Here is a 23,507-nt window from a genome sequence, read left to right as displayed (position 1 = left end):
TCTTAAGGAAATAGAATGGGAGACAATTTCCATGTCATGTTTTAAATTAAGAAATATCCTTCTGTGCTTTTTCCGCAGCTAAATAAACACTAATGATGGTAATCACTGCGAAGATAATGAGATAGACTGAGACAGGCCAAGTACTATCATGCGCCCACTCTACGAGACCGGTAGCAATTAATGGAGTTAATCCTCCAGACAAAGCTGCTGATATATGATAGGCGATGGCTGTTCCACTGTAACGGATTCGTGTTTTAAAGAGCTCCGAATAAAATGCTGCCTGAGCCCCATGCATCATTGCATGAGGTCCACACATACCAAAAATTACGGCAAAAAAAATCAAATGTGGGCTTTTTGATTGCAACATCCAAAAAAATGGGAATGCAAACAAACCCATCAATAAAGCGCCACAAATGTATACTGGGCGACGTCCGATTCGATCCGAAATCATGCCGAAATATGGAATCAGTAGCATCTCAAAAATAGATCCCACCATTACTGCATAAAGAAGAAGAGTTTTTGATAAATGCAGATTATAAGTTCCATAACTTAATACAAAAACGGTTAAAATGTAAAAGGAAGAGCTCTCAATTAATCGGGCTCCTATGGCTAAAAGAAAGTTCTTAAAATGGGAGCGCAGTAGTTCTAGAGCTGGAATCTTGGGTGGGCGTTTATTCTTCGAGGCCGCTACAAAAACTTTACTCTCCATAATCTGGAGCCGAATATAAAGGCCAACGAGAAAAACAACGAAACTGAGTAAAAATGGAATACGCCATCCCCATGCTAAAAACTTCTCACTCGGCAGTGCTGAAAAGATAAGAAATACCGCAATGGAAATAACTAAGCCCAATGGAGCCCCTGCATTTGGCCAGCTTGAATAAAATCCTCTTTCTTTTTCTCTACTTACCTCCGCAGACATAACAACTGCTCCAGCCCACTCCCCTCCGACAGCTATTCCTTGAATACATCGCAAAATTACAAGTAAAAGTGGAGCAAATATTCCTATGGAGTTATATGTAGGAAGAAGTCCGATCAGAAAGGTAGAGGTGCCCATTAGGGTTAGGGTGATAATAAGCATATTCTTTCTACTTAATCTATCACCAAAGTGACCAAAAATAAGCCCCCCTAATGGCCTTACAAAGAAACCAACGGCATAAGTTGCGTATGCAGCCATAATTCCTGCAACAGGACTGATTTTAGGAAAAAAAAGTGTGTTGAAAAACAGCGCAGAAGCAGTACCAAAAAGATAAAAGTCATACCATTCAATCGTAGTACCAACCAAACTGGCAAGAGAAACTTTTCTTGAGGCTTTAGATTTAGGATCGCGTCGTAGTATTGCCATAATTCCTTATATTAACAATAGGATACCTTATTTTATCCTATATGAAATCTCATCAAAATGCGAGTTTTACTTGAATATATCAGAATTCTCTTTGTACCAATTCATTTTGCTATTTCATTCGCAAAATCGGTCTTCGAAAAAAGATATCCGAATTATCAATAAAGCCTGGTTGCAAGGTTATCTTAGCCAAATGCTGTATGTGACTATGAGGCAGCATCTTGCCTAGAAGTAGCAGTGTAAAAAAACCCTATTATTTTGTTTTCATTTTTTTTGCTACTCAACTAAAATCGACGATTAAAACTTGGAATCTAGGATAAGGAAATTCGATATGAGCTATATTGAGCTTATAACAAAAACATTGGATAAATTTGCGCAAAATTTCATTACACTGACTCCTAATCTCATTATCGGTATTATTTTTGCTTTTGTGACTTACTTTGTTGCAAAAATAGTGAGTCGACTCGTAAGTTCTCTTTTACCTAGAATGGCAATTCGTGCCAATTTAGTGACCATTTTTCATAAGCTGACCATTATTATAGTTTGGTTTATTGGAATATTAATCATATCAGCGATTATCGTTCCATCAGTAACCACTGCCAATGTCCTAGCCACCTTGGGGTTAACCTCTGTCGCAATCGGTTTGGCCTTTAGAAACATTTTTGAAAACTTTTTAAGTGGCATTATACTCTTAATCAGAGAGCCTTTTAGTATTGGCGACTTTATCACCGTTGACTCACAACAAGGCTATGTTTATCGTATTTCCGTACAAAACACTCATTTACGCAAAACAGACGGAACTCGTGTCTACATACCTAATGCCAAATTGTATACCAATACAGTTGTGGTATTGACTGATACGCCGCTAAGACGAAAGAAAATTGGGTGTAGTGTTGATTTTGGTACGGATGTAGATAAAGCACGTTCGGTGATTTCCAGCGCATTGGAACGATGTGAGACTGTTTCTAAAGATAAGTACATTCAAATTTATGTAGTTTCATTTTCTTCGAATGGAATTGATTTTGAAATCTATTGGTGGACAAAACCTAAACCCAGCGATCAACGCCGTTCACTCGATGAAGTACTGACAAACATTAAAAAAGCGTTTGATGCGGAACAAATTCCGATGACCTACTCTACCCCGATAAGTTTTGTGGAACCGTTAGCAATCAAAAATAAAGGAAATCATGATGACCCTAATGTCGAGTAAAGCACATAAGCCCGGGTTTGCTCGATTAGCACTATACTGAATCAATTAAAAAGCATAAAATCTACTTTTATTCGCTTAAGCTATTGCCCTATCTATTTGGATGTTCAATATGAGTCAATTTCTAGACCTGTCTCTTCTAAAAAAAAATCGTGATTTCAGGCTGCTCTATTTTGGGCAGTTCATTTCATTTATAGGCACCATGATCAGTAGTGTTGCCCTGCCCTATCAAATTTATCAAATGACCCAATCAACACTTATGGTGGGATTATTAAGCTTAGTACAATTGTTACCTCTATTGGTTACTGCCCTGATTGGTGGGGTATTTGCAGATCGATACAATCGTCGTGGGTTATTAATTTTCAGTGAATTACTCCTTGCTGTGGGTTGTTGCATGCTTGTACTTAACTCCTATCAAGCGGCACCTTCCCTGATCCTGATTTTTATCGTTTCAGCGTCCATGTCAGCGATTACCGGCCTACATCGCCCTGCTTTTGATAGCATTGCACAACAAATTGTTGATCCCAGTGATTATAAAAAAATGGGGGTACTTGCTACATTTAAATTCAGTTTTTGTATGATTATTGCTCCAGCTCTTTCTGGGCTTATCATCGCTCAATACGGCATTGTTATTACTTATTTAATTGACTTAATTACATTTTTTATGTCATTAGTCACCTTAATTAGGTTGCATAATATTCCCAAACCCGTACAGCACGTCCATCCATCCATTCTCTCTTCATTAAAACAGGGAGTTTCCTTTGCTTTTAATCGAGAAGAATTAATGGGAAGCTATCTTGTTGATTTTATCGCGATGGTTTTTGCATGGCCCAACTCCTTACTTCCTGCTATAGCCCAATCATTCGGTGGTGCAAAAACTTTGGGTTTACTTTATTCAGCACCTGCAGTAGGTGCTTTGATTATTTCATTTTTCAGTGGTTGGACGGCAAAAGTAGATCGTGATGGGAAAGCCATTGCCATTGCCGCTGCGCTATGGGGAGCCTCAATTATTGGATTTGGTTTATCCAGTTCACTTTGGCTTGTCCTATTTTTCCTGGCGCTTGCTGGTGCTTTTGATGCTATCAGTGGAATATTTCGTGGCACTTTATGGAACAATACCATTCCAACAGAATATCGCGGCCGATTGGCAGGCATCGAAATGATCAGTTATTTAAGTGGACCTAAATTAGGAGATACCCGTGCCGGATTTATCGCATCCAGTTTTAGCATTACCACTGCTTTGATATCGGGTGGTGTATTATGTATTATCGGCGTGACTGTTTGTTGTCTCGCCTTTCCTAAGTTTTGGCGTTATCGTTCACATCAACCCTAACCTGGTCTAGTCATCGGGAGTCGTCTGTCATCCCGAGCGCAGCGAGAACCCCCTACCCAGCAACCCACGGTTACGAGCGAGTATACCTCGCTGCGCTCTATTTTATATGCGACATGAGTGAATCAAATCAAATTTTGGATTGTATTCCTTTGCTTTGACATCAAAAAGCGACAACAGCGTTGAAAATAAATAATCATGCGATATCGGGTCAGATTGCTTATTAAGCAAACAATTTTTGTTCATGGCTAATTGTTTCGATAATCCATCTGATAACCAGAGAATCATAGGAACCTTCTTTTGTTCGTCCGGAGCCATAAAATAAGGTAACCCATGAAGAAATAAATTATGTTCCCCAAGTGACTCACCATGATCCGATACATAGATTAATCCTGTATCGTGGGATTTAATATTATGTAACAAATCAATTGCATGAGCTAATATCGAATCTGTATACAAAATCGCATTATCATAAGTATTTACCAATGCTTTTTGTGAGCAAGTGGATAAATCCGTGGTTTCACAGATAGGAGTCCAACGTTTAAATTGCTCTGGGTAACGTTCAAAATACGCTGGACCGTGATTACCAAGCATATGCAAGATGATCAGCTGATCCCCCTTTTTATTAACAATCCGTTCCTGAAGTTGATGCAAAAGAACCTCATCAAAACAACGTTTGCTTTGACATAAAGCATCTTTTTTTAATTTTTCCACCATGGAGTCTTCACATACCCCTTTACAGCCTGATTGGTTATCACGCCACAAAATAGAAACATGGGTACGATCCAATAAATGGAGCAGAGATTCCGTTTGATCAATTTTCTTACTGTTGTATGCATGAATGCCATAAGGAGAAAACATACAGGGCAACGAAACTGCTGTTGTCGTACCGCAACTGGTGACTTCACTGAAATTAATCACTCGACGTTTAGCAAGTTCTGGGGTTGTTTGTCTATGATATCCATTTAAACCCCAGTTTCCAGCGCGAACCGTCTCGCCAACGACAAGGATAATAACGCGTGGTTTACTATTTTCAGTGCGTGGAAGCTTGTGAGCATCTGCTCCAATCATAATTTTTGTTTTATCAACATGCGCCTGTCGCGCTCTCCAATACGCTTTTGTTGAAGATGAAATGATATTTAAAGGAGTCAGTAAATAGACGATTTGTTTTCTTTCCCGAAGAATGGGACCAAGTTCTTGAAATATTGCCCACGAACCACCAAACATCATACACAATGACAAAAAAATAGTTCCTAATCGTCCAGCCCAATAGGAAGGAAGGCTTCTTTTATAAATTTTAATATGCCAAATGATCCAGCAAGGGACTACTCCTAGGAATAAAAAATAAGGAAGAATACGCCACTGCAAAAACTCGCTGCTCTCCTGATAGTCGGTGCTAACAACATTGGTAATCATGGTGGGATCAATGTACACATGAAATGTACTCATAAAATACACAGCAACAGATGTGACCAGTAACAGCCCCATAGTAAACCATTTGAAAGTCCAACGATTAATCACTAAAAGAAGTAAGAACCACTGCAAACCAGTGATTGCAGTTGCTGTACAAAATATAACAAACCAGGTATGTGGATTTGCTAATTCTTTGCCTTGAAGTAATTCTGTCCAGAAAGAGCTATTACATGCTAAGGTAAAAAAAAGGCTACACACTAAGGTGATGAGTTCACTAGACCAATAACTTGTACGACTTGTTTTGATAATTTTCTCCTCAAAATAGAGGTGTATTTTACAAATTTTTTTTTATATTTAATAGTGATTCTTATTCAGCCTTATCTTGACACTAAAAAAGCTGATTTAGATAACAAAATGGACGGTATTAATTGAGTTCTCATGATCCAAGAGCATTAGTGTTCACGGATCACGAATTAAAACTTAAGTGGGATACTTCAACCAAACTGGCATTACCTTATTCAGGTACACCATAAACTTCCATAACCCCACCTGAGACTCGACATTGCCATAAATATCAGTCTTTGTTTCGGGATAAGCAATACCTAATCCAAACAATCCGGGCCCAATGATGCCAACATAGGGATTATGATGCGCATTTTCGTAATCACCAATTACAATGCTTTTTCGTTGCTCAAAACCTACTGCATAAACTACTTGGTCGCATTCAGGTAAAAAACGTGCAATATTAGGTTCACTGAGATTATAACGAACCAGATTAGAAGGCAAAACACCATCAATATGTTCACGTGCCCAAGCCGCAGTTTGCCCCTTAAGTCCAGTATTATCGAAAAGAATCCAATCATCCATTTCAATAGCATAACGACATGGGGAACGATAAAAATTAATCACCTTTTGAACCTTCAATTCGACAAGATGCTTTAAAATAATAATTGCTGAATGTGATGAACCGAATACACCAAAAGTCTCATCCCGCTGAATCACAGATGACAGTTTCTCTTTATCAATCGCTGTATCAAAAGGAATGACATTAACACCGGGATAATTTAATGTAGACGGGAGTGCACCTGTAGCCAATACGACATTTTTGGCTTGGTAGCTTTTTGAGTCTGAACATAAAGACCATAAACGCTTAGATAAGGACATACTGCGAATTGTTGTTTTTACTGATTGAACCTTTTGTAACAAATGTTCCGTAATCCACTGTAACGGTTCAACAATGAAACTTAAAGTGCATGTTTCATCAACAGGTAAATGATTTAATTGAAAATCAATCGGTGCATCTTGGTAATGAAAAGAACGAACTGCCAATAAAAAATCATTAAAAAATTTTACCTTTGTATTACTCGAAACGCTGCCCCAGTAAAGACCTAAATCGCCAACCTTAAAATGGGGGTCAATCCATAAAATATCTTCCGCTAAAATACCATAATCTAATAACTTACCGACTGCCGCTATCCCCGCAGGACCAGCCCCTACCACTGCCCATTGATATGTCTTTTTATCCATAACCCTTATTCACATGTATTAAGCAACTCACAAGTACCTGAACTGCAGTCATCTATTGTTTGGCATGAAGGATCATAATAACCTTCTGCAGGCACTCCAATAACCACACCGGTATTATCATTCAAATTATCATCATACCAAATGTCGTCCGTGTTCACATTAACCCCATCTCCATACCAATCATCGTTGTGATAGTAATTACCGTGGTAATTATTATAATTAGTGTTGTTATGATACCCATTATCGTACCCAGTATTTGGAGGAGGTGCGCCATGATAGCCGCCACCGACATGCCCCTCAAAAGCAAAAATAGAGATACTTGTAAGAAAGGATAAAGCAAACAGGAAACCGCGAGCACATACTTTCATTTTCTTTCCTTAGAGTAAGCGGCCAGACATTAATAAAGTATAGTACTCGAAATGAGAGTAAGTGAAACAAAATTCTACGACAAATAAATATGAATTTTGAATGATTATGATACACTCGAGTAATTGTTTACCCTTATGAAGAAGTATTATGATTTATCTATCAATTCCTCCTGGCAAAGTCTTTAAAAAAGTTATTGAAATCGACGAACATGGTTCTCCTAAAGACGCTAAAGATTGTTTTGTTGATCTGGAAGATGGCTCCATAATTGAGTTGCAAGACTTAATTAAGGAAGCCTTACAAAACACGAGACGAAAAAGCGAGATTACTTTAAAAGCATTTACCATTTATTTGAAAACACCACCTGCCACTGAAGATTCTTTTTTGGCCTATACTCCAAACCATAATGGTAAATACTCAACTGACGTAGAGCCTGAAATTGTTATTGGAAAGAACGTTCAGAAATATAATCCTGGAGCACAGACTAAATATGGATCTTTTTGGTACAGTCAACTTTTCTTAATAACCGATAAACAATTAGAAATCGCGGCAAAAATGAAAGCCCAGAAACAAGACCGACGACATGTTGGCGATAGCCCTAAACCAACCTAAATTCTGCAAACGAGTGATCTCCATGTTGTAGTAACAATACACTGGGGATCTCTCGTGATGTTCTCGATTCGACAACAACTCCCGAACTGGTCTGAAACCTAGTATCAAATTGGATTCGGTGACATGTATAATCAGTTATGCTAAGATGGTGTTCGTTCCAAAACCATGAATACATACAGTTCTTATTCAGCCTACACTATAATTTATTGGAACAAAATTGAATAACACTTTTGGATCACCTATGGCAGTTACTATAAAAACCCCTGATGAAATCGAAAAAATGCGTGTTGCCGGCAAACTGGCCGCAGAAGTTCTTGAGATGATTGGACCCTATGTACAAGAAGGCGTCACTACAGATGAACTGAATACTATTTGTCATGACTACATCGTCAACACACAAAAAGCCATTCCTGCTCCTTTAAATTATAATGGGTTTCCAAAATCCATTTGTACCTCAGTCAATCATGTAGTATGCCATGGGATCCCAGGAAAAAAGGTTTTAAAAGATGGCGATATTATCAATATTGATGTCACCGTAATCAAAGACGAATATCATGGCGATACAAGTAAGATGTTCATAATTGGTACGCCATCAGTCAAAGCAAAACATGTAACTCAGGTGGCTCATGAGTGTTTGTTTATAGGAATTGACATGGTAAAACCCGGGGTCCATTTAGGTGATATAGGACATGCCATCCAACAGCATGCGGAAAAAAATCGTTGCTCCGTTGTCCGTGATTATTGTGGCCATGGCATAGGACGTATTTTTCATGAAGATCCCCAAGTACTGCATTATGGAATACCTAACACCGGAATGAAACTGGAGCCTGGGATGACATTCACCATTGAACCCATGATCAATATTGGCAAACACCACACTCGTTTATTACCTGATCATTGGACTGTAGTCACTAAAGATCACAGTCTTTCCGCCCAATGGGAACATACCTTATTGGTTACCGATGATGGTGTAGAAATTTTGACTCTGCGCAATGAAGAACGAAAATAAACCTACAAAAAGTCATCCCTTTGCACAAGCACTTGATGCAGAAAAAAAAGGGATGACCTTAGAGTTGCAACATCTTAAAAACTCTCTAAGACAATTTAAAGAAAAATTACGCGAAGAATTCGATTATAAAACCAATATCACCACCATTATCCGTAAACTTGTTGCCTTCATCGATGAATTGGTAATCAGTCTATTCACTAAAAATCAATTGGATCATGAGGTTTTTTGCCTTCTCGCCCTGGGCAGTTATGGGCGTCGAGAGCTGCATCTCTATTCTGATATTGATATATTATTGCTGCACACTGATAAAGTCTCGAAATCACAATTACAGCGCGCACAAAACTTTATCCAGGATTGCTGGGATGTTGGGTTGGATCTCAGCCATCAAATCACTAGCGTTTCCTCGTGTGCGGATCTCGCATCTCAAGATGTTGCTGTGATTTCAAGTCTCATGGACATGTTTTTATTATGCGGTCGAGGCGCATTAATGGAAGAATTGACTTATCAAATCCATCCCCTGCACATGTGGACAAGTCATGATTATTTTTTAGCAAAACTTCAAGAGCAAAAAAAACGCGATGCTAAATATGGTGAGACAGCTTATAACCTGGAACCCAATGTCAAATATGGCCCTGGCGGTCTACGAGATTTGCATATTCTACTCAGCATTGGTAAGCGTCATTTTAATATTAAAAAATTAGCAGATGGCATAAGCTATGGATTCATTACGGATAAAGAATATGAAAAACTAACATACTGCCAGCATTTTCTCTGGCGCGTCCGTTTTGCCTTACATGTATTAGCTGAAAAAGCGGAGGAACGCTTATCTTTTGATTATCAGATTAAACTAGCTCAGTTTTTTGGCTATAAAGATAAACCTCATTCACTAGCCATAGAACAATTTATGAAAGATTACTTTAAAGTAATCAAACGGAATAGAGAACTTAATGAGATGTTATTACAATGGTTTGATGAAACTATAGCTCACTCCCCCAAACAAAAACTATTTCATCTCGATAATGAATTCCAATTGTCTAATAACTACATCGAAGTAAGAAACACTCGCATATTTATCCACCATCCGCAAGCACTATTAAAATTATTTCTCTGGATAGCAAAACGCCCTGATATTGAAGGAGTCCGAGCGAATACTATTCGTTTAATTAGAGAATCACTTTATTTGATGAATAAGCGCTTTAAAGCTTCTTCAGAAACAACTGAATTATTTATGAGTATTCTTAAAACAGCGGATGGACCTTATAAGGCCTTACATCGAATGAGCCGATATGGTGTTCTAGCCCATTATCTGGAATGTTTTGCTATGGTCACTGGGCAAATGCAATATGATTTATTTCATGTGTATACAGTAGATCAGCACACATTATTCGTAATTCGCAATCTGTCACGTTTCAAAGAAAAAAACTATGCCGCGCAATTTCCCCTCTGCGTACAAATCATGTCTACTTTAAACAAACCTGAACTACTCTATCTAAGCGCATTATTTCATGATATTGCCAAAGGAAGAGGCGGCGATCATTCTGAACTGGGTGCAGTTGAGGCATTACATTTTGCGCAAAATCACAAACTTGAAAAAGAAGACTGTGATTTGCTTGTGTGGCTTGTACGGAACCACCTCATCATGTCCCAAACCGCACAACGCCAGGATATTTATGATCCCAATACGATAAAGAATTTTTGCCAACTCTTACCCCACCCTCACTATTTGGATTATCTGTATCTGCTCACGGTTGCAGATATTTGTGGTACCAACCCCACGTTATGGAATTCTTGGAAAGATTCTCTGCTTAAGGAGTTATATCGTGCTGCCAAACATATGTTACATAAAGAACAAGAATTAATGGATGAAACAGAACTCATTAAAGCACGTAAGCACTATGCTTTATCGATATTGGTTGCTGAAGGAACATCAGCAAAAATGGTTGAAAACTTATGGGAACAATTTAGAGATAAATATTTTTTACATGAATCTCCTGAAATCATAGCCCGTCATACCAAGGCAATTCTTGCATGCACAAAATTTCCCTTAGTCATGATTATGCCTCATCATAGCCAAGGTGGAACTGAAGTTTTTATCTATATGCCCCATCGAGATGATCGGTTTGCCATTGCGACAACTGTTTTAAGCAACCACAATGTCACCATTCAAGAAGCAATGATTCTTACCTGTGATAATCAATATGATTTGGACACTTACATTATTTTAGATGAGCAAAATCAGGCATTTTTTAATAAACAACGCTCCCATGATATTCAACAGGCTTTATGTACCCATTTAGCGAAAACAGAACAATTGCCTGCCATAGCTCGAAAAAGACTTTCAAGGGCTTTGGCACATTTTAATGTTAAAACTCAAATTCATTACAACGATGATCTGACTAATCATCAAACTCGATTATTCATGGTCACTGGAGATAGACCTGGCCTGCTGGCAACTATAGGTAGGGTATTTTCAACCTTAAATATTCACTTACATAATGCAAAAATTGTAACTGCCGGAGAACGTGCAGAAGATACATTTTATATTACAAATCAAAACAATCAGTCATTAAATAATGATGAGAAGGAAATTCTAAAGCAAAAACTAATTCAGGAATTACTAGTCTGTTCAAAGTAACATCTCAAAAAAGATAGAATATCATCACATACGGAATGAAACAAAAAAACACCGAAATGCTGGATTTATTTTCATATTGCCATCAGCTTGACTATATTAAGACAAACAAATTCAATCCGATATTGTATGAAAAAACGTCAGGTAGCTTCGATTTTGCGAACCTATTGGAACTCCAATATTGATGAAATTGAAGAGCTAAAAAAAAGTTATAATACTTTGATACATCTTGGTGATGAAGAAGAAGTTCCCGAAGAAATAGAAGAGGAATATCATCATGTTTTAGAGGTAATCTCCAGCCCCTCCGAGCCTCATTATCCATTTTATTTAAAAGAATTTATTCCCAATATTCTTGAAGAAAACTTAGATACCCTGTTAGATGGATTTGAGGAGGGGGATCTAGTTTATGGAATAAGCGGTTCACGTATTAGTTTATTTTATTTTTTGAGAGCGCAAGGAAAAGATGTTTTCGCTAAAAGAGTAGACGAGCTATTTAATGCAACTATTGACCCCTTTCTTGAACCCCTTGTCGATCCCAGTTTTGCAAAACCAAGCAATGCCTTTTATGCCCCAGCACAAACATTCAAATCATATGCCAGTCTTTTAAACAATGAAATTGAACAGCTTTCTCCCTTAACAAAGCAAACTGACAAAATGCCCTTCATTAAAAAAATGTCAAAGATGGGCGTGTTTTGGACGCTTAATAATGAACATAAGCTACATTTTGTTTTGAACAAAATAGATTATAAGATGTGTTTTGATAAAAAATTCGACAAAATAACTTTTGCTGAACTTCGCTTTCTTTACCGCTATTGGGAGCAATTCAAACCTTATTATGAACGGGGACAAATCAATTTTTACTTCTTAGACGAAAACAATCAATTAAAAAAAGTAGAAGCCCCTTGGGAGTCAAATCCAGAGATTGTAAGGACTTATACACCGCAAAATATCCCCAACAGAAAATACCATGCATTTTTTAATAGTTTTATAATTGATCTGCTCCAGAATGAAATAAAAAAAGGAATATGGAAGACGGGCTTCTTTGGATTAGGAGGAGGCAAGACTATTGTTATTGATGGACAGGAGAAAACAGTCCCTCACCGTGTTGCGCATATTTATAAAATTGCAACTGACCCTACTTTAAGTTCGGCAGATAAATATATAAAAATCCTGGCAGCTGCCGAGAGAGCGATCCGTAGCCCCAAAAAGTTACAAAAGCCAGAAACTACTGAATTTTATCAAGCAATTCTGGACTTTGATAAGAGGATGGAACCCGTTGAAAAAGATAAATTAAGATTTTTTAAGGGGCATACGATAGCGGAAAAACAACAGGGGATTCAGGAAAAAGACCAACCTAAGCTACAATAAGTTCTATATTTACTTAATCCAAATTTAGTCATCATCCAAGCATGAGAATGTTTCAGTAATTTACAGTTATCTCCGGTAATTCATAAGTACCTATGAATTCCAATAGAAAAAACTTTAAAAAAATTTACCGCAATATTTGAAAAAATTCTGTCAGCAATAAAGAACATTCCGCTTGCATAATTCCCTCATCAATTTGAACTTTATGATTTAAAGGATAACCCTGCAATAAGTTGTAGACGGATCCTGCGGCTCCTGCTTTAAAATCTCGGGTTGCAAAAACTACTCTTTTAATTCGGGCATGAACAATAAGTCCCGCGCACATAGCGCAAGGTTCAAGAGTCACATAGAGCGTTGTATCTAATAGTCGGTGATTTTTTAGCTGTTGCGATGCATGCCTGATTGCACGGACTTCTGCGTGATCCGATGGATCATGACTGTTTTGTGTGACATTTCGTCCTAAGCCTAATAACTGATTATCTTTGCTTACCAATACGGCACCAACAGGAACTTCTCCTTCATTTTGGGCTAGAATTGCCTGCTCATATGCTTTTTGCATCCAATAGTGATCGTTCATTATTAGTTATAGAAAAAATTTTAAAATTTATAGCTTAGGTGATTTGTAGCCCGGATTAGCGGCAGCTTAATCCGGGCATTTTTGACCTATAACCCAGCCTACAATTATTCCCATTCAATTGTAGCTGGTGGTTTACCTGAAATATCATACGTTACACGAGATACCCCATCTACTTCATTAATAATGCGATTCGATACATGGCCGAGAAAGTCCCAAGGTAATTGCGACCAATGTGCTGTCATAAAATCGACCGTCTCAACAGCCCGAAGACAAATCACATAATCGTATTTACGTCCATCCCCCATCACACCCACACTTTTAACCGGTAAAAATACCGCAAAAGCCTGACTGACTTTATGATAAAGATCAGCTTTTCTCAATTCTTCAATAAAAATAGCATCCGCTCGACGTAAAATATCTGCATATTCCTTTTTCACTTCTGCCAAAATTCGCACCCCCAATCCAGGACCAGGAAATGGATGGCGATAAACCATGTCATGTGGCAAACCTAACTCAAGACCAATATTTCGCACTTCATCTTTAAATAATTCACGGATAGGCTCTAATAGTTTTAAGTTCAAAGTTTCTGGCAATCCACCTACATTATGGTGCGATTTAATGACCACAGAAGCACCATTGGTACTCGTTGCTGCCGACTCAATAACATCAGGATAAATCGTTCCTTGTGCCAACCATGAAACTCCAGGAATTTTTAGTGCTTCCTCATCAAATACTTCGATGAAAGTACGTCCAATAATTTTTCTTTTTTCCTCAGGGCAAGTCACCCCTTTCAGAGCATTTAAAAATCTCTCTTCTGCTTGAACAGCAATCACTTCAATACCCATGTGCTTGCCAAACATCTCCATAACTTCATCTGCTTCATTAAAGCGCAGCAAGCCCGTATCAACAAAAACACAAACTAATTGTTTGCCAATAGCCTTATGCAATAAAGCAGCAACTACCGAAGAATCGACACCACCCGATAGACCAAGTAGAACCTTTTCTGTTCCTACCTTAGTTCTGATTTTACTGATTGCTTCATCAATAATAAGTTCTGACGTCCAATTGGTTGAAGCCTTGCAAATATCTACAACGAAACGATGTAAAATACGCATCCCTTGCAGAGTATGGGTTACTTCTGGATGAAATTGCACACCATACATATGACGATTTTCATCAGCCATTCCGGCGATGGGAGCATTACGCGTTTCACAAATTACCTTAAAACCAACAGGTAATTTCGTCACCTTATCTCCATGGCTCATCCAAACATCTAATAAAGCATTTCCATCAGTATTAAGGCGATCTTCAATTTGCGAAAACAATTTGCTGTGACCATGCAACTTCAATTCAGCATAACCAAATTCTCTCATAGAGGATGACTGCACTTCGCCCCCTAATTGTACTGCCATGGTTTGCATTCCATAGCAAATCCCCAAAATAGGAATTCCCGTTGTAAATAACCATTGGGGTGCTCGTGGGTTTTCATCGTGGGTTACAGTTGCTGGGCCACCAGATAAAATGATGCCACAAGGACTTAGAGAAGCAAACTCTTCTTGGGTTATGTTGAAAGGATGAATTTCACAATATACACCTAGCTCACGTACTCGGCGAGCGATCAATTGTGTGTATTGAGAACCAAAATCAAGGATCAGTAAAGGATGTTGCTTTAAATCGTTCATTATTAATTATCCACCTGATAGTTTGGCGCCTGTTTCGTAATACTGACATCATGGACGTGTGATTCTCTCATTCCTGCATTAGTCACTTGTACAAATTCAGCCTTAGTATGTAATTGTTCGATATTTTCACATCCTGTATAGCCCATGCAAGAACGCAAACCACCTAACAACTGGTGAATAATTGTTTGCGCCGATCCTTTATAAGGAACACGACCTTCAATTCCTTCTGGAACTAATTTTTCTGAACCTAATGAGGCGTCCTGGAAATAACGATCACTGGAGCCTTGTGATGAAGCCATGGCACCAATTGATCCCATACCTCGATAATTCTTATAAGTTCTACCTTGATATAATTCAATTTCACCTGGTGACTCTTCTGTTCCTGCAAACATGCTTCCAAGCATTACTGTATCAGCACCTGCAGCAAGTGCTTTACACACATCACCAGAAAAACGTATTCCACCATCTGCTATTACAGGAATTTTTCCTTTAAGTTCTTTTGCCACATTGGCGATGGCAGTAATTTGTGGAACCCCAACACCGGTTACGATCCGCGTAGTACAGATAGAACCTGGGCCTATACCCACTTTTACAGCGTCCGCACCTACAGCATATAAATCACGAGCTGCCGCAGCAGTAGCTATATTTCCTCCAATCACCTGTATCTCTGGATGGTGCTTCTTAATCCATTTAACACGATCGAGTACGCCTTGCGAATGTCCATGAGCCGTATCTACAACAAGGACATCTACACCGGCTTCAATCAGTGCACTAATACGTTCATCAGTGCCCTCACCCACACCAACAGCTGCGCCAACACGTAATTGCTCCGCATCGTCTTTACACGCATAAGGATTTTCTTTAGCTTTCTGGATGTCTTTTACTGTAATTAACCCACGTAATTGAAAAGCATCGTTTACCACAAGCAGTTTTTCAATACGATGCTTGTGTAATAAACTACGTACTTCTTCGCGACTCGCTCCCTCTCTAACCGTAACTAATTGCGTCTTAGGAGTCATCACTTGTTCGACACTCAAAGACAAATTGGTTTCAAAACGGATATCACGACTCGTTACGATACCAACTAAATCTTCTCCATCAACTACAGGAACCCCTGAAAAATTATACTTAGACATTACATCCAGTAATTCTTTAACAGTGATATTAGGAGTCACAGTGATTGGATCCCTAACCATGCCACTTTCAAATTTTTTCACTTTTCGAACTTCTTCAGCCTGTGCCGTGATGGTCATATTTTTATGTATAATACCGATACCACCTTCTTGCGCTAAGGCAATGGCTAAGCGCGCCTCAGTAACAGTATCCATGGCTGCTGATATAAGAGGAATATTCAAGTTAATCGCACGAGTTAATTTTGTTCTCAAAGACACATCTTTAGGAAGTATTAAAGAGTGTGCAGGAACAAGTAGTACATCGTCAAAGGTTAATGATTGCTGCACAATAGAAAGCGCCATTTTATTCTCGCTATCAGGAGTTAAATTAACCGAATAGTTTACTATAAATTGTGGACAAATTAAACAGATAATTTACAATAAACAAAATAATTCCTTATAATTATAGGACTTAATCACTGCTCCCATCAAAAATCCATTTTTTTATCCTTGGGTCGTCATTTCCCCTTTTTTTTCGAATATTGCTAAAGACTAAAGCAAACAATGAAACGTAAAAAAGGAAAAAAAAGTATTTTTATCTCACTCAATTTTGGAAAATGTTTTTCCTCAGATCACTCCTGCACTACTTGAATTATTAATCGATTAACGTGTACACTGTTGGTTAAATATTGTGTTGAATCAAAAAAAATAGGAAGGGTTCAGCGTTGGCTAAAATAATTGTAATTACATCGGGCAAAGGTGGAGTAGGAAAAACTACTTCTTCTGCAGCTATTTCTTCAGGGCTTGCTCTCTTAGGGCACAAAACTGTGGTTATTGACTTTGATATCGGTTTAAGAAACCTTGATATCATAATGGGCTGCGAACGACGAGTCGTTTATGATTTTATTAATGTTATAAATGGCGAAGCAAACCTCAATCAAGCCTTAATTAAAGACAAACGTATCCCAAACCTTTGTATCCTCCCTGCATCACAAACACGAGATAAAGATGCACTAACACTGGAGGGAGTTGAAAGAATCCTTAATGATCTTTCAAAAGATTTTGACTTCATTATTTGTGATTCACCTGCTGGAATTGAAACCGGTGCATTAATGGCTATGTATTTTGCTGACCATGCAATCGTTGTAACGAATCCAGAAGTTTCTTCAGTCCGCGATTCCGATCGGATACTAGGAATTCTTGCAAGTAAGACTAAAAGAGCTATTGAAAATAAAGCACCAATCCAAGAACATTTATTATTAACACGCTATGACCCAGAACGTGTCGAGCGTGGTGACATGCTTTCTGTAACAGATGTAAAAGAAATATTGGCCATTCCATTAATTGGCGTTATTCCTGAGTCAAAGTCAGTGCTTAAAGCTTCAAATACAGGTACACCCGTAGTACTTGACGAAACAAGTGACGCCGGTATTGCATATCAAGATGCAATTGCTCGTTTTCTCGGTGAAGAAAGACCAATGCGCTTCATCAGTAGTGATCGTAAGGGATTGTTGCGTCGCTTATTCAGTAAAAACAAGGAGGAAGTGACGGTATGAGTATTTTTAATTACTTGCGTAGAAGGACTGCTACAGCATCAGTTGCTAAGGAACGTTTACAGATAATCATTTCTCATGAACGCTCACAACGCAATACACCTGACTACCTACCCAAGCTTCAAGAAGAAATTCTCGCTGTTATTGCGAAATATGTCCATGTCACACGAGATCAGGTCAGTGTGAATCTTGAGCGCATGGGAGATAACTCAGTGCTCGAATTAAACATCACCATGCCAGATGAGGCTAAGGAAAACGCTTAAAGATTTTCAGAAAATGTTATTGTAATATGGAAAAAGAAACATGACTCATGGGTCACGTTAACCGGAATAATCATCCATTTTAAATTATTATTTTTGTTCCCTAAAACATAAAAATTTTCTGGGTTTTTCTCAAGTGCATACTGATTTTTTTGAAATTCAGTTTAATATTCATATTGATTACTTCGTTTTATACGATTAAACACCTCCTAATCATACTCCCTTGTTAACATTAGAGTCGTTTGGTACTCTGAAAAAAAGCTGCTGTAGAATTATTGACTCAAGTCTATTGCTGCTTTGGCTGAACATAGGGTTTAGGTTGTACTTTTGGTCCAGGTTGAACATACGGTTTAGGCTGAACGGTTGGGCCGGGTTGAACAGCTGGAGCAGGCTGAACTTTTGGGCCAGGTTGAACGGTTGGGCCAGGTTGAACGGTTGGACCAGGTTGAACGGTTGGACCAGGTTGAACGGTCGGACCAGGCTGAACCTTTGGGCCAGGTTGAACGGTCGGACCAGGCTGAACAGTTGGACCATGATGAACTTTGGGACCAGGTTGAACGGTCGGACCAGGCTGAACTTTGGGGCCAGGTTGAACAGTTGGACCAGGCTGAACGGTTGGACCGGGTTGAACCTTTGGGCCAGGTTGAACGGTCGGACCAGGCTGAACAGTTGGACCATGATGAACTTTGGGGCCGGGTTGAACAGTTGGACCAGGCTGAACGGTTGGACCGGGTTGAACCTTTGGGCCAGGTTGAACGGTCGGACCAGGCTGAACAGTTGGACCATGATGAACTTTGGGACCAGGCTGAACTTTGGGGCCAGGTTGAACAGTTGGACCAGGCTGAACGGTTGGACCGGGTTGAACCTTTGGGCCAGGTTGAACGGTCGGACCAGGCTGAACAGTTGGACCATGCTGAACTTTGGGGCCAGGTTGAACAGTTGGACCAGGCTGAACGGTTGGACCGGGTTGAACCTTTGGGCCAGGTTGAACGGTCGGACCAGGCTGAACAGTTGGACCATGATGAACTTTGGGACCAGGTTGAACAGCTGGAGCAGGCTGAACTTTTGGGCCAGGTTGAACAGCTGGAACAGGTTGAACATACGGTTTAGGCTGAACAGCTGGACCATGATGAACTTTTCGACCAGGTTGAACGGTTGGACCGGGTTGCACTTTTATGCCAGGTGGAACATTTAGCCCAGGTTGAATATTTTGGGTAGGTTGCACATTTAGACCGGGCTTCACTTTGGGATTTGGTTGGTTCGGAACTAATTGTCCAGCCGGGAATTGACCAGGCACTGAATGAACAGTTACTGGAAGTGATTGCGTGATGATACCTGATTTTCCAGCATTTATATTCTGAACTTCTGCTTGAGTCAAAGGTCTGCCTCCATTTTTTAACAAAAACGGTTTTATTTCTGAGAAAGAAGGCGTTGCGGGAGGAGGCTGAGTTTTGGTTATGATTGGCCTTGATATTATTTGTGCGGGAGGTATCGCCTGAGTAACTCCCTTTCCTCCCAATATACTGACAGGTTGGGGCACAATAGGTGCGACATGAGTTTGCGCCGCATTAAATAGAATTTGATTAGGAATACGTGAGCGAAGATTCTTCACTATCCTGGAATGAATAAAATCATCTGATGACACAACAGTAACCCCATTCTCAAACCGTACATTTCTGTAATTAATTAGCTTATTTGGATTTTTGTAAATTTTATTAATAAACGCTGCATCAATAACGGTGTTACTCAGATTGATTGCAGTAAAATAGTCTCGGCTAACGTAATAAGGAGGAATATAAGGTTCCCCAGGAGCAAGAGGAAACCAACCAATGCCATATCCGCCATTGATCATGAATTGGGGATTATTGCCGCCAATGAATACGGTTAATGCAGGTGCATACATTGGACGAGCACCTATTGGTCCAGGGACCCAACACCATCGATTCCTAACGAAGGCCCAACGTCCATAGTGAAATGGTGCAAATCCCCAGGGTTGATTACCCACCCAAGTCCAACCCCAAAGACCTAGCCATATCCATTGACCATTTTGGTATGGTGCCCAATCTGACGCTACATTATTAGGATACCAAACAGGACCATATTGTTGATCTTCAGTCCAAGAACCATAATTACCGAGATCTTCATAACCTATAGTATCTGAAGAAATATATTGAGTAGAGACTGTTCCTGCCATTTTATCACGCTCTAAACTCCAGCTCTCAAAATCATCGTAGGCTACACCCAATGTAGTGCATTGAAAATTATCTAGATTAGTCCCTGTGGCACTGCATGAGTTACCCACACTAACCGTATTGGATGTACTCTCTCCATAAGCTGTCCCCTGCCCCATTCTGACACTTACGGTAGTCATATTCTCTTCCGCTATGACATCGAAACGATAATATCCAGGCTCAGTAACTAAAAAAGCTAAATTCGGCGTATCCACTTCGTATGATTGTTGGGAATTGATTTTTTTGATACTTAAAACAAGAGTTCCCTGTTCGATTTGAAACTGTGCTATTTCATCATTTAAATTCAAAATTTTTAATGCAGTTTGACTTCCAACACGGACATTAGCCCCAGACAGTTGCATTTCAGCAATCGAGCCTGTATCAGACCATATTTGATCATTTGCAATTAAAGGACGATTGAGAGTGACACCTACCCACTGTGATTCTCCGGCGGGTAAAAAACTCACAGTCCCGTTAATGTAGCTTAGTCGAGCAACTTGAGTGGGAGGATCTGCCAAAGACGTAGTCGATATGGATGTTAACAATAAAAAACAACTCATGAATAGGGTCATCATGATCGAGTTCTTCACTGAACCTTTTTTCATGCTAACCTCCATATTTTTAAATCATTCCCAACATCAAGGAATAATGTTCTTTAGACTGTAATCGCTTTGATTGGATGACTTTGTCTAATTATAGACCAGAAAAGCCTGAGTGCATCCTATTGGTCTCCCTGCGCACCCAGACTAAACTATTTTTGAACTGGCAACGAACTCACAACGAATAATACATAGATCAAAGTTAAATCATCTCTGACTCTATATCATCTTTATTTACAACAACTTTTTTTCCTCGTGTAGATTTTACAGATGATGGGCGTCTTAGTTCCTCATCATCGAAATCATCTACTTTAATCACATCTTGTCGAGCCAATTCCGCTTCTTTTAATTGCTTGGCTTCTGCATCAGTTAGCAATCCACATACTAAAGCTTCATTGATCTGCTCAAGCAAGGTAAGTGACTTTAAAACATTATCTTTTACTGCTCTCATTACTTTTCTTTCTAACTCATCAGCAGCGCAAATTTTATGGAAAGCCTCCTCCATGCGACCCAACGGACAATTATCACTCGCTTTACTGTAAACCAAACGAGTGATACGCGTACGCGTTTCACCAGGTTCTATTAATATTCTAGCTAATTTATGACCAAGTTGATCATTTGGTTTATTTCTTCGATTACCTAGTGGTTTGATAATCAAGCGTAAAACGACTCGTGCCCAACGTGCTGGAAAATTCACAATAACACCATGCATTGCCATTTCACACTCATGCAATAATTGTTGACAACTCCACTCAACTAAAGGTAAATCGGCTTTAGGCTCACCATCGTCATGAAACCGTTTCAAGACTGCTGAAGTCAAATACAATGCACTCAACATATCGCCAAGGCGAGAAGATAATTTTTCTTTACGCTTTAAATTGCCACCCAGAACGCTCATCGAGAAATCTGCAAGAAAAGCCAAGTTAGCACTGTACTTATGCACGAGTTGATAGTACCGCTTCATGCTACTCACTGGTGCTTTGGACATATGTGCATCAGTCCAAGCAAAAATGACAGACTTAGTAAAATTAGCAATGACAAATCCAGCATGAGCAAAAAATGCCTTATCGAATTCAATCAAATTATTATTTCTTATACTTTCAAGTTCCTTAAACACATAAGGATGACATCGAATTGCTCCCTGGCCAAAGATAATTAAACTTCGAGTTAAGATATTTGCACCCTCAACAGTAATGGCAATTGGAGATCCCTGATATCCTCTACCCAAATAATTATTGGGACCGAGACAAATTCCTTTACCACCATGAATATCCATCGAGTCAAGCGAAACTTGTCTTGCACGTTCCGTAGTATGGTATTTTAATATAGCACCTACTACAGAAGGTTTAGCTCCGTGATCAATTGCAGCCGCAGCCATTGTTAATGCCGCATCAATAATATAAGTGTTCGCTGCAATCCTAGCTAAAGGCTCCTCAATGCCTTCAAACTTTCCTATTGGCTGGCTAAATTGTTTGCGAATGCGTGCATAAGCTCCAGAAGCTAAAGCAGCGGCTTGTGCACCTCCATTAGCACTCGAAGGCAAGGAAATTGCCCTTCCAGCACTCAAACACTCCATTAACATACGCCAACCACAGCCTGCCATGGATACACCACCGATCAAGTAATCCATGGGAATAAATACATCCTTACCTTGAGTAGGACCGTTTAAAAAGCCTGTATTTAGAGGGAAATGACGGCGGCCTTTTTTAATGCCAGGAGTATTCGCTGGTATCAACGCACAACTGATACCAACATCTTCACCCTTACCCAGCAAATTATCTGGATCAAATAATCTGAATGCTAATCCAATTACGGTAGCAGCTGGGCATAAGGTAATGTAACGCTTATCCCAATTTAACCGAATACCTAATGTTTTTTGACCATTAATTTCTTGATGACATACTATGCCTTTGTCTGGTATCGATGCGGCATCAGAGCCAGCATTAGGTCCTGTCAAAGCAAAGCATGGTATTTCCCTTCCGTCAGCCAATCGTGGCAAATAGTAATTTTTTTGTTCTTCAGTTCCATATTTAAGTAATAACTCTCCTGGTCCTAAAGAATTGGGTACAGATATAGTTGTGGCCGCTGTAATGGAACGCCCATAGATCTTTACTAAAACTGACATTTGCGCTGTTGCAGAGAACTCCAGACCTCCATATTGCTTAGGAATAATCATACCCAAGAACCGATTTTCTTTGATGAATTGCCAAATTTCTGGAGGCAAATCGGTAAGGTTATGAGTTATATTCCAATCATCAATCATGGCACATAAGGTGTTTACAGGACCATCAAGAAAAGCTTGCTCTTCCTCCGTCAAACGGACTGTGGGTGCGTTTCTCAGAATGGAAAAGTCCGGAGCACCACTAAATAAATCACCTTCCCAACTTACAGTACCCGCCTCTAGAGCCTCTCTTTCAGTCGCAGACATAGCTGGCATGGCTTTACTTACAGTTTTAAAAAAATATTTGGATAATAATGTTCGTCTTAAAGGTCTTATCGTGCCAGCAATTAAAGCGAGTTCAACTAAAACAAGAATGATTTTTGTCGTTATGCCAGGAGATCCATAATAGAAGACAAGAGCACTAAATAAACCAAAACTAATAGCCCACACTGAGATTGCTGCCTGCCTTGTTAGCAATATCCCTGCAGCTCCAATGACTATGAGCACTAAAATAGCGTGTAGCACATTATTC

General features: G+C 39.3%; 17 protein-coding genes. 8 read left to right on the top strand and 9 right to left on the bottom strand.

Annotation, left to right across the window (positions count from 1 at the left end; all coding sequences use genetic code 11):
- Window positions 1–46: 46 nt before the first annotated feature.
- Window positions 47–1,342 (bottom strand): MFS transporter, encoded by a 1,296-nt coding sequence (locus OQJ13_RS15895; RefSeq protein ID WP_265711827.1) that lies wholly within the window; start codon window positions 1,340–1,342, stop codon window positions 47–49.
- A gap of 328 nt (window positions 1,343–1,670) precedes the next feature.
- Between OQJ13_RS15895 and OQJ13_RS15890 the strand changes: the two genes are divergently transcribed.
- Both OQJ13_RS15890 and OQJ13_RS15885 read left to right on the top strand, forming a co-directional pair.
- Window positions 1,671–2,549, top strand: a complete 879-nt coding sequence (locus OQJ13_RS15890; RefSeq protein WP_265711826.1) for a mechanosensitive ion channel family protein — start codon at window positions 1,671–1,673, stop codon at window positions 2,547–2,549.
- Between the two features lie 109 nt (window positions 2,550–2,658).
- Window positions 2,659–3,879 carry an MFS transporter gene (locus OQJ13_RS15885; protein ID WP_265711825.1) on the top strand — a complete coding sequence of 407 codons (1,221 nt, stop codon included), beginning with the start codon at window positions 2,659–2,661 and terminating at the stop codon, window positions 3,877–3,879.
- 102 nt (window positions 3,880–3,981) lie between these two features.
- On the opposite strand, the gene OQJ13_RS15880 is transcribed toward OQJ13_RS15885, so the two are convergent.
- From OQJ13_RS15880 to OQJ13_RS15870, 3 genes are all read right to left on the bottom strand, one after another.
- Window positions 3,982–5,595: a phosphoethanolamine transferase gene (locus OQJ13_RS15880; protein ID WP_265711963.1), complete on the bottom strand. Its 1,614-nt coding sequence runs from the start codon at window positions 5,593–5,595 to the stop codon at window positions 3,982–3,984.
- A 174-nt stretch (window positions 5,596–5,769) separates the two neighbouring features.
- A complete protein-coding gene (locus tag OQJ13_RS15875; protein WP_265711823.1) occupies window positions 5,770–6,816 on the bottom strand; it encodes an FAD-dependent oxidoreductase in 1,047 nt (348 codons plus the stop codon).
- 5 nt (window positions 6,817–6,821) lie between these two features.
- Window positions 6,822–7,184 carry a hypothetical protein gene (locus tag OQJ13_RS15870; RefSeq protein WP_265711822.1) on the bottom strand — a complete coding sequence of 121 codons (363 nt, stop codon included), beginning with the start codon at window positions 7,182–7,184 and terminating at the stop codon, window positions 6,822–6,824.
- Between the two features lie 148 nt (window positions 7,185–7,332).
- Here OQJ13_RS15870 and OQJ13_RS15865 point away from each other — a divergent pair, with 148 nt between their 5' ends.
- From OQJ13_RS15865 to OQJ13_RS15850, 4 genes are all read left to right on the top strand, one after another.
- Window positions 7,333–7,794 (top strand): permease, encoded by a 462-nt coding sequence (locus tag OQJ13_RS15865; protein ID WP_265711821.1) that lies wholly within the window; start codon window positions 7,333–7,335, stop codon window positions 7,792–7,794.
- Window positions 7,795–8,035: 241 nt separating this feature from the next.
- The gene (gene map, locus OQJ13_RS15860; RefSeq protein ID WP_265711820.1) at window positions 8,036–8,803 is read left to right on the top strand and encodes a type I methionyl aminopeptidase; all 768 of its coding nucleotides are present in this window, start codon (window positions 8,036–8,038) and stop codon (window positions 8,801–8,803) included.
- 52 nt (window positions 8,804–8,855) lie between these two features.
- A complete protein-coding gene (gene glnD / locus OQJ13_RS15855) occupies window positions 8,856–11,438 on the top strand; it encodes a [protein-PII] uridylyltransferase (protein ID WP_265711962.1) in 2,583 nt (860 codons plus the stop codon).
- 126 nt (window positions 11,439–11,564) lie between these two features.
- Window positions 11,565–12,803 (top strand): hypothetical protein, encoded by a 1,239-nt coding sequence (locus tag OQJ13_RS15850; protein ID WP_265711819.1) that lies wholly within the window; start codon window positions 11,565–11,567, stop codon window positions 12,801–12,803.
- A 124-nt stretch (window positions 12,804–12,927) separates the two neighbouring features.
- On the opposite strand, the gene tadA is transcribed toward OQJ13_RS15850, so the two are convergent.
- The 3 genes from tadA to guaB all read right to left on the bottom strand — a co-directional run bounded on the left by tadA (window position 12,928) and on the right by guaB (window position 16,534).
- Window positions 12,928–13,377 carry a tRNA adenosine(34) deaminase TadA gene (tadA, locus tag OQJ13_RS15845; RefSeq protein ID WP_265711818.1) on the bottom strand — a complete coding sequence of 150 codons (450 nt, stop codon included), beginning with the start codon at window positions 13,375–13,377 and terminating at the stop codon, window positions 12,928–12,930.
- 104 nt (window positions 13,378–13,481) lie between these two features.
- Window positions 13,482–15,059: a glutamine-hydrolyzing GMP synthase gene (guaA, locus tag OQJ13_RS15840; RefSeq protein ID WP_265711817.1), complete on the bottom strand. Its 1,578-nt coding sequence runs from the start codon at window positions 15,057–15,059 to the stop codon at window positions 13,482–13,484.
- Between the two features lie 2 nt (window positions 15,060–15,061).
- A complete protein-coding gene (gene guaB / locus OQJ13_RS15835; RefSeq protein WP_265711816.1) occupies window positions 15,062–16,534 on the bottom strand; it encodes an IMP dehydrogenase in 1,473 nt (490 codons plus the stop codon).
- A gap of 362 nt (window positions 16,535–16,896) precedes the next feature.
- Here guaB and minD point away from each other — a divergent pair, with 362 nt between their 5' ends.
- Complete coding sequence (gene minD / locus OQJ13_RS15830) at window positions 16,897–17,727, top strand: septum site-determining protein MinD (RefSeq protein ID WP_265711815.1); 831 nt, start codon at window positions 16,897–16,899, stop codon at window positions 17,725–17,727.
- On the top strand, window positions 17,724–17,987 hold the full coding sequence (gene minE / locus OQJ13_RS15825; RefSeq protein WP_265711814.1) for a cell division topological specificity factor MinE: 264 nt from the start codon (window positions 17,724–17,726) through the stop codon (window positions 17,985–17,987). The genes minD and minE overlap by 4 nt, the downstream gene beginning before the upstream one ends.
- Window positions 17,988–18,270: 283 nt before the next feature.
- Here the strand turns inward: minE and OQJ13_RS15820 are convergent, their stop codons facing one another.
- Window positions 18,271–20,820, bottom strand: coding sequence for a DUF6600 domain-containing protein (locus OQJ13_RS15820; protein ID WP_265711813.1), 2,550 nt, complete (start codon window positions 20,818–20,820; stop codon window positions 18,271–18,273).
- A gap of 196 nt (window positions 20,821–21,016) precedes the next feature.
- On the bottom strand, window positions 21,017–23,500 hold the full coding sequence (locus OQJ13_RS15815) for an acyl-CoA dehydrogenase (protein ID WP_265711812.1): 2,484 nt from the start codon (window positions 23,498–23,500) through the stop codon (window positions 21,017–21,019).
- Window positions 23,501–23,507: the final 7 nt, after the last annotated feature.

It is taken from the genome of Legionella sp. PATHC035 (genome assembly GCF_026191115.1).
Classification (GTDB): Bacteria; Pseudomonadota; Gammaproteobacteria; order Legionellales; family Legionellaceae; genus Legionella.
Note: the sequence above shows the minus strand (reverse complement) of the source record. Positions and strands in the feature narration are given on the sequence as shown.

Excerpts from the sequence above, each read along its gene's own strand:
- OQJ13_RS15895 (WP_265711827.1), bottom strand. The coding sequence starts at position 1,342 with ATGGCAATACTACGACGCGATCCTAAATCTAAAGCCTCAAGAAAAGTT.
- OQJ13_RS15890 (WP_265711826.1), top strand. The coding sequence starts at position 1,671 with ATGAGCTATATTGAGCTTATAACAAAAACATTGGATAAATTTGCGCAA.
- OQJ13_RS15885 (WP_265711825.1), top strand. The coding sequence starts at position 2,659 with ATGAGTCAATTTCTAGACCTGTCTCTTCTAAAAAAAAATCGTGATTTC.
- OQJ13_RS15875 (WP_265711823.1), bottom strand. The coding sequence starts at position 6,816 with ATGGATAAAAAGACATATCAATGGGCAGTGGTAGGGGCTGGTCCTGCG.
- OQJ13_RS15870 (WP_265711822.1), bottom strand. The coding sequence starts at position 7,184 with ATGAAAGTATGTGCTCGCGGTTTCCTGTTTGCTTTATCCTTTCTTACA.
- OQJ13_RS15865 (WP_265711821.1), top strand. The coding sequence starts at position 7,333 with ATGATTTATCTATCAATTCCTCCTGGCAAAGTCTTTAAAAAAGTTATT.
- map (WP_265711820.1), top strand. The coding sequence starts at position 8,036 with ATGGCAGTTACTATAAAAACCCCTGATGAAATCGAAAAAATGCGTGTT.
- glnD (WP_265711962.1), top strand. The coding sequence starts at position 8,856 with ATGACCTTAGAGTTGCAACATCTTAAAAACTCTCTAAGACAATTTAAA.
- OQJ13_RS15850 (WP_265711819.1), top strand. The coding sequence starts at position 11,565 with ATGAAAAAACGTCAGGTAGCTTCGATTTTGCGAACCTATTGGAACTCC.
- tadA (WP_265711818.1), bottom strand. The coding sequence starts at position 13,377 with ATGAACGATCACTATTGGATGCAAAAAGCATATGAGCAGGCAATTCTA.
- guaA (WP_265711817.1), bottom strand. The coding sequence starts at position 15,059 with ATGAACGATTTAAAGCAACATCCTTTACTGATCCTTGATTTTGGTTCT.
- guaB (WP_265711816.1), bottom strand. The coding sequence starts at position 16,534 with ATGGCGCTTTCTATTGTGCAGCAATCATTAACCTTTGACGATGTACTA.
- minE (WP_265711814.1), top strand. The coding sequence starts at position 17,724 with ATGAGTATTTTTAATTACTTGCGTAGAAGGACTGCTACAGCATCAGTT.
- OQJ13_RS15820 (WP_265711813.1), bottom strand. The coding sequence starts at position 20,820 with ATGAAAAAAGGTTCAGTGAAGAACTCGATCATGATGACCCTATTCATG.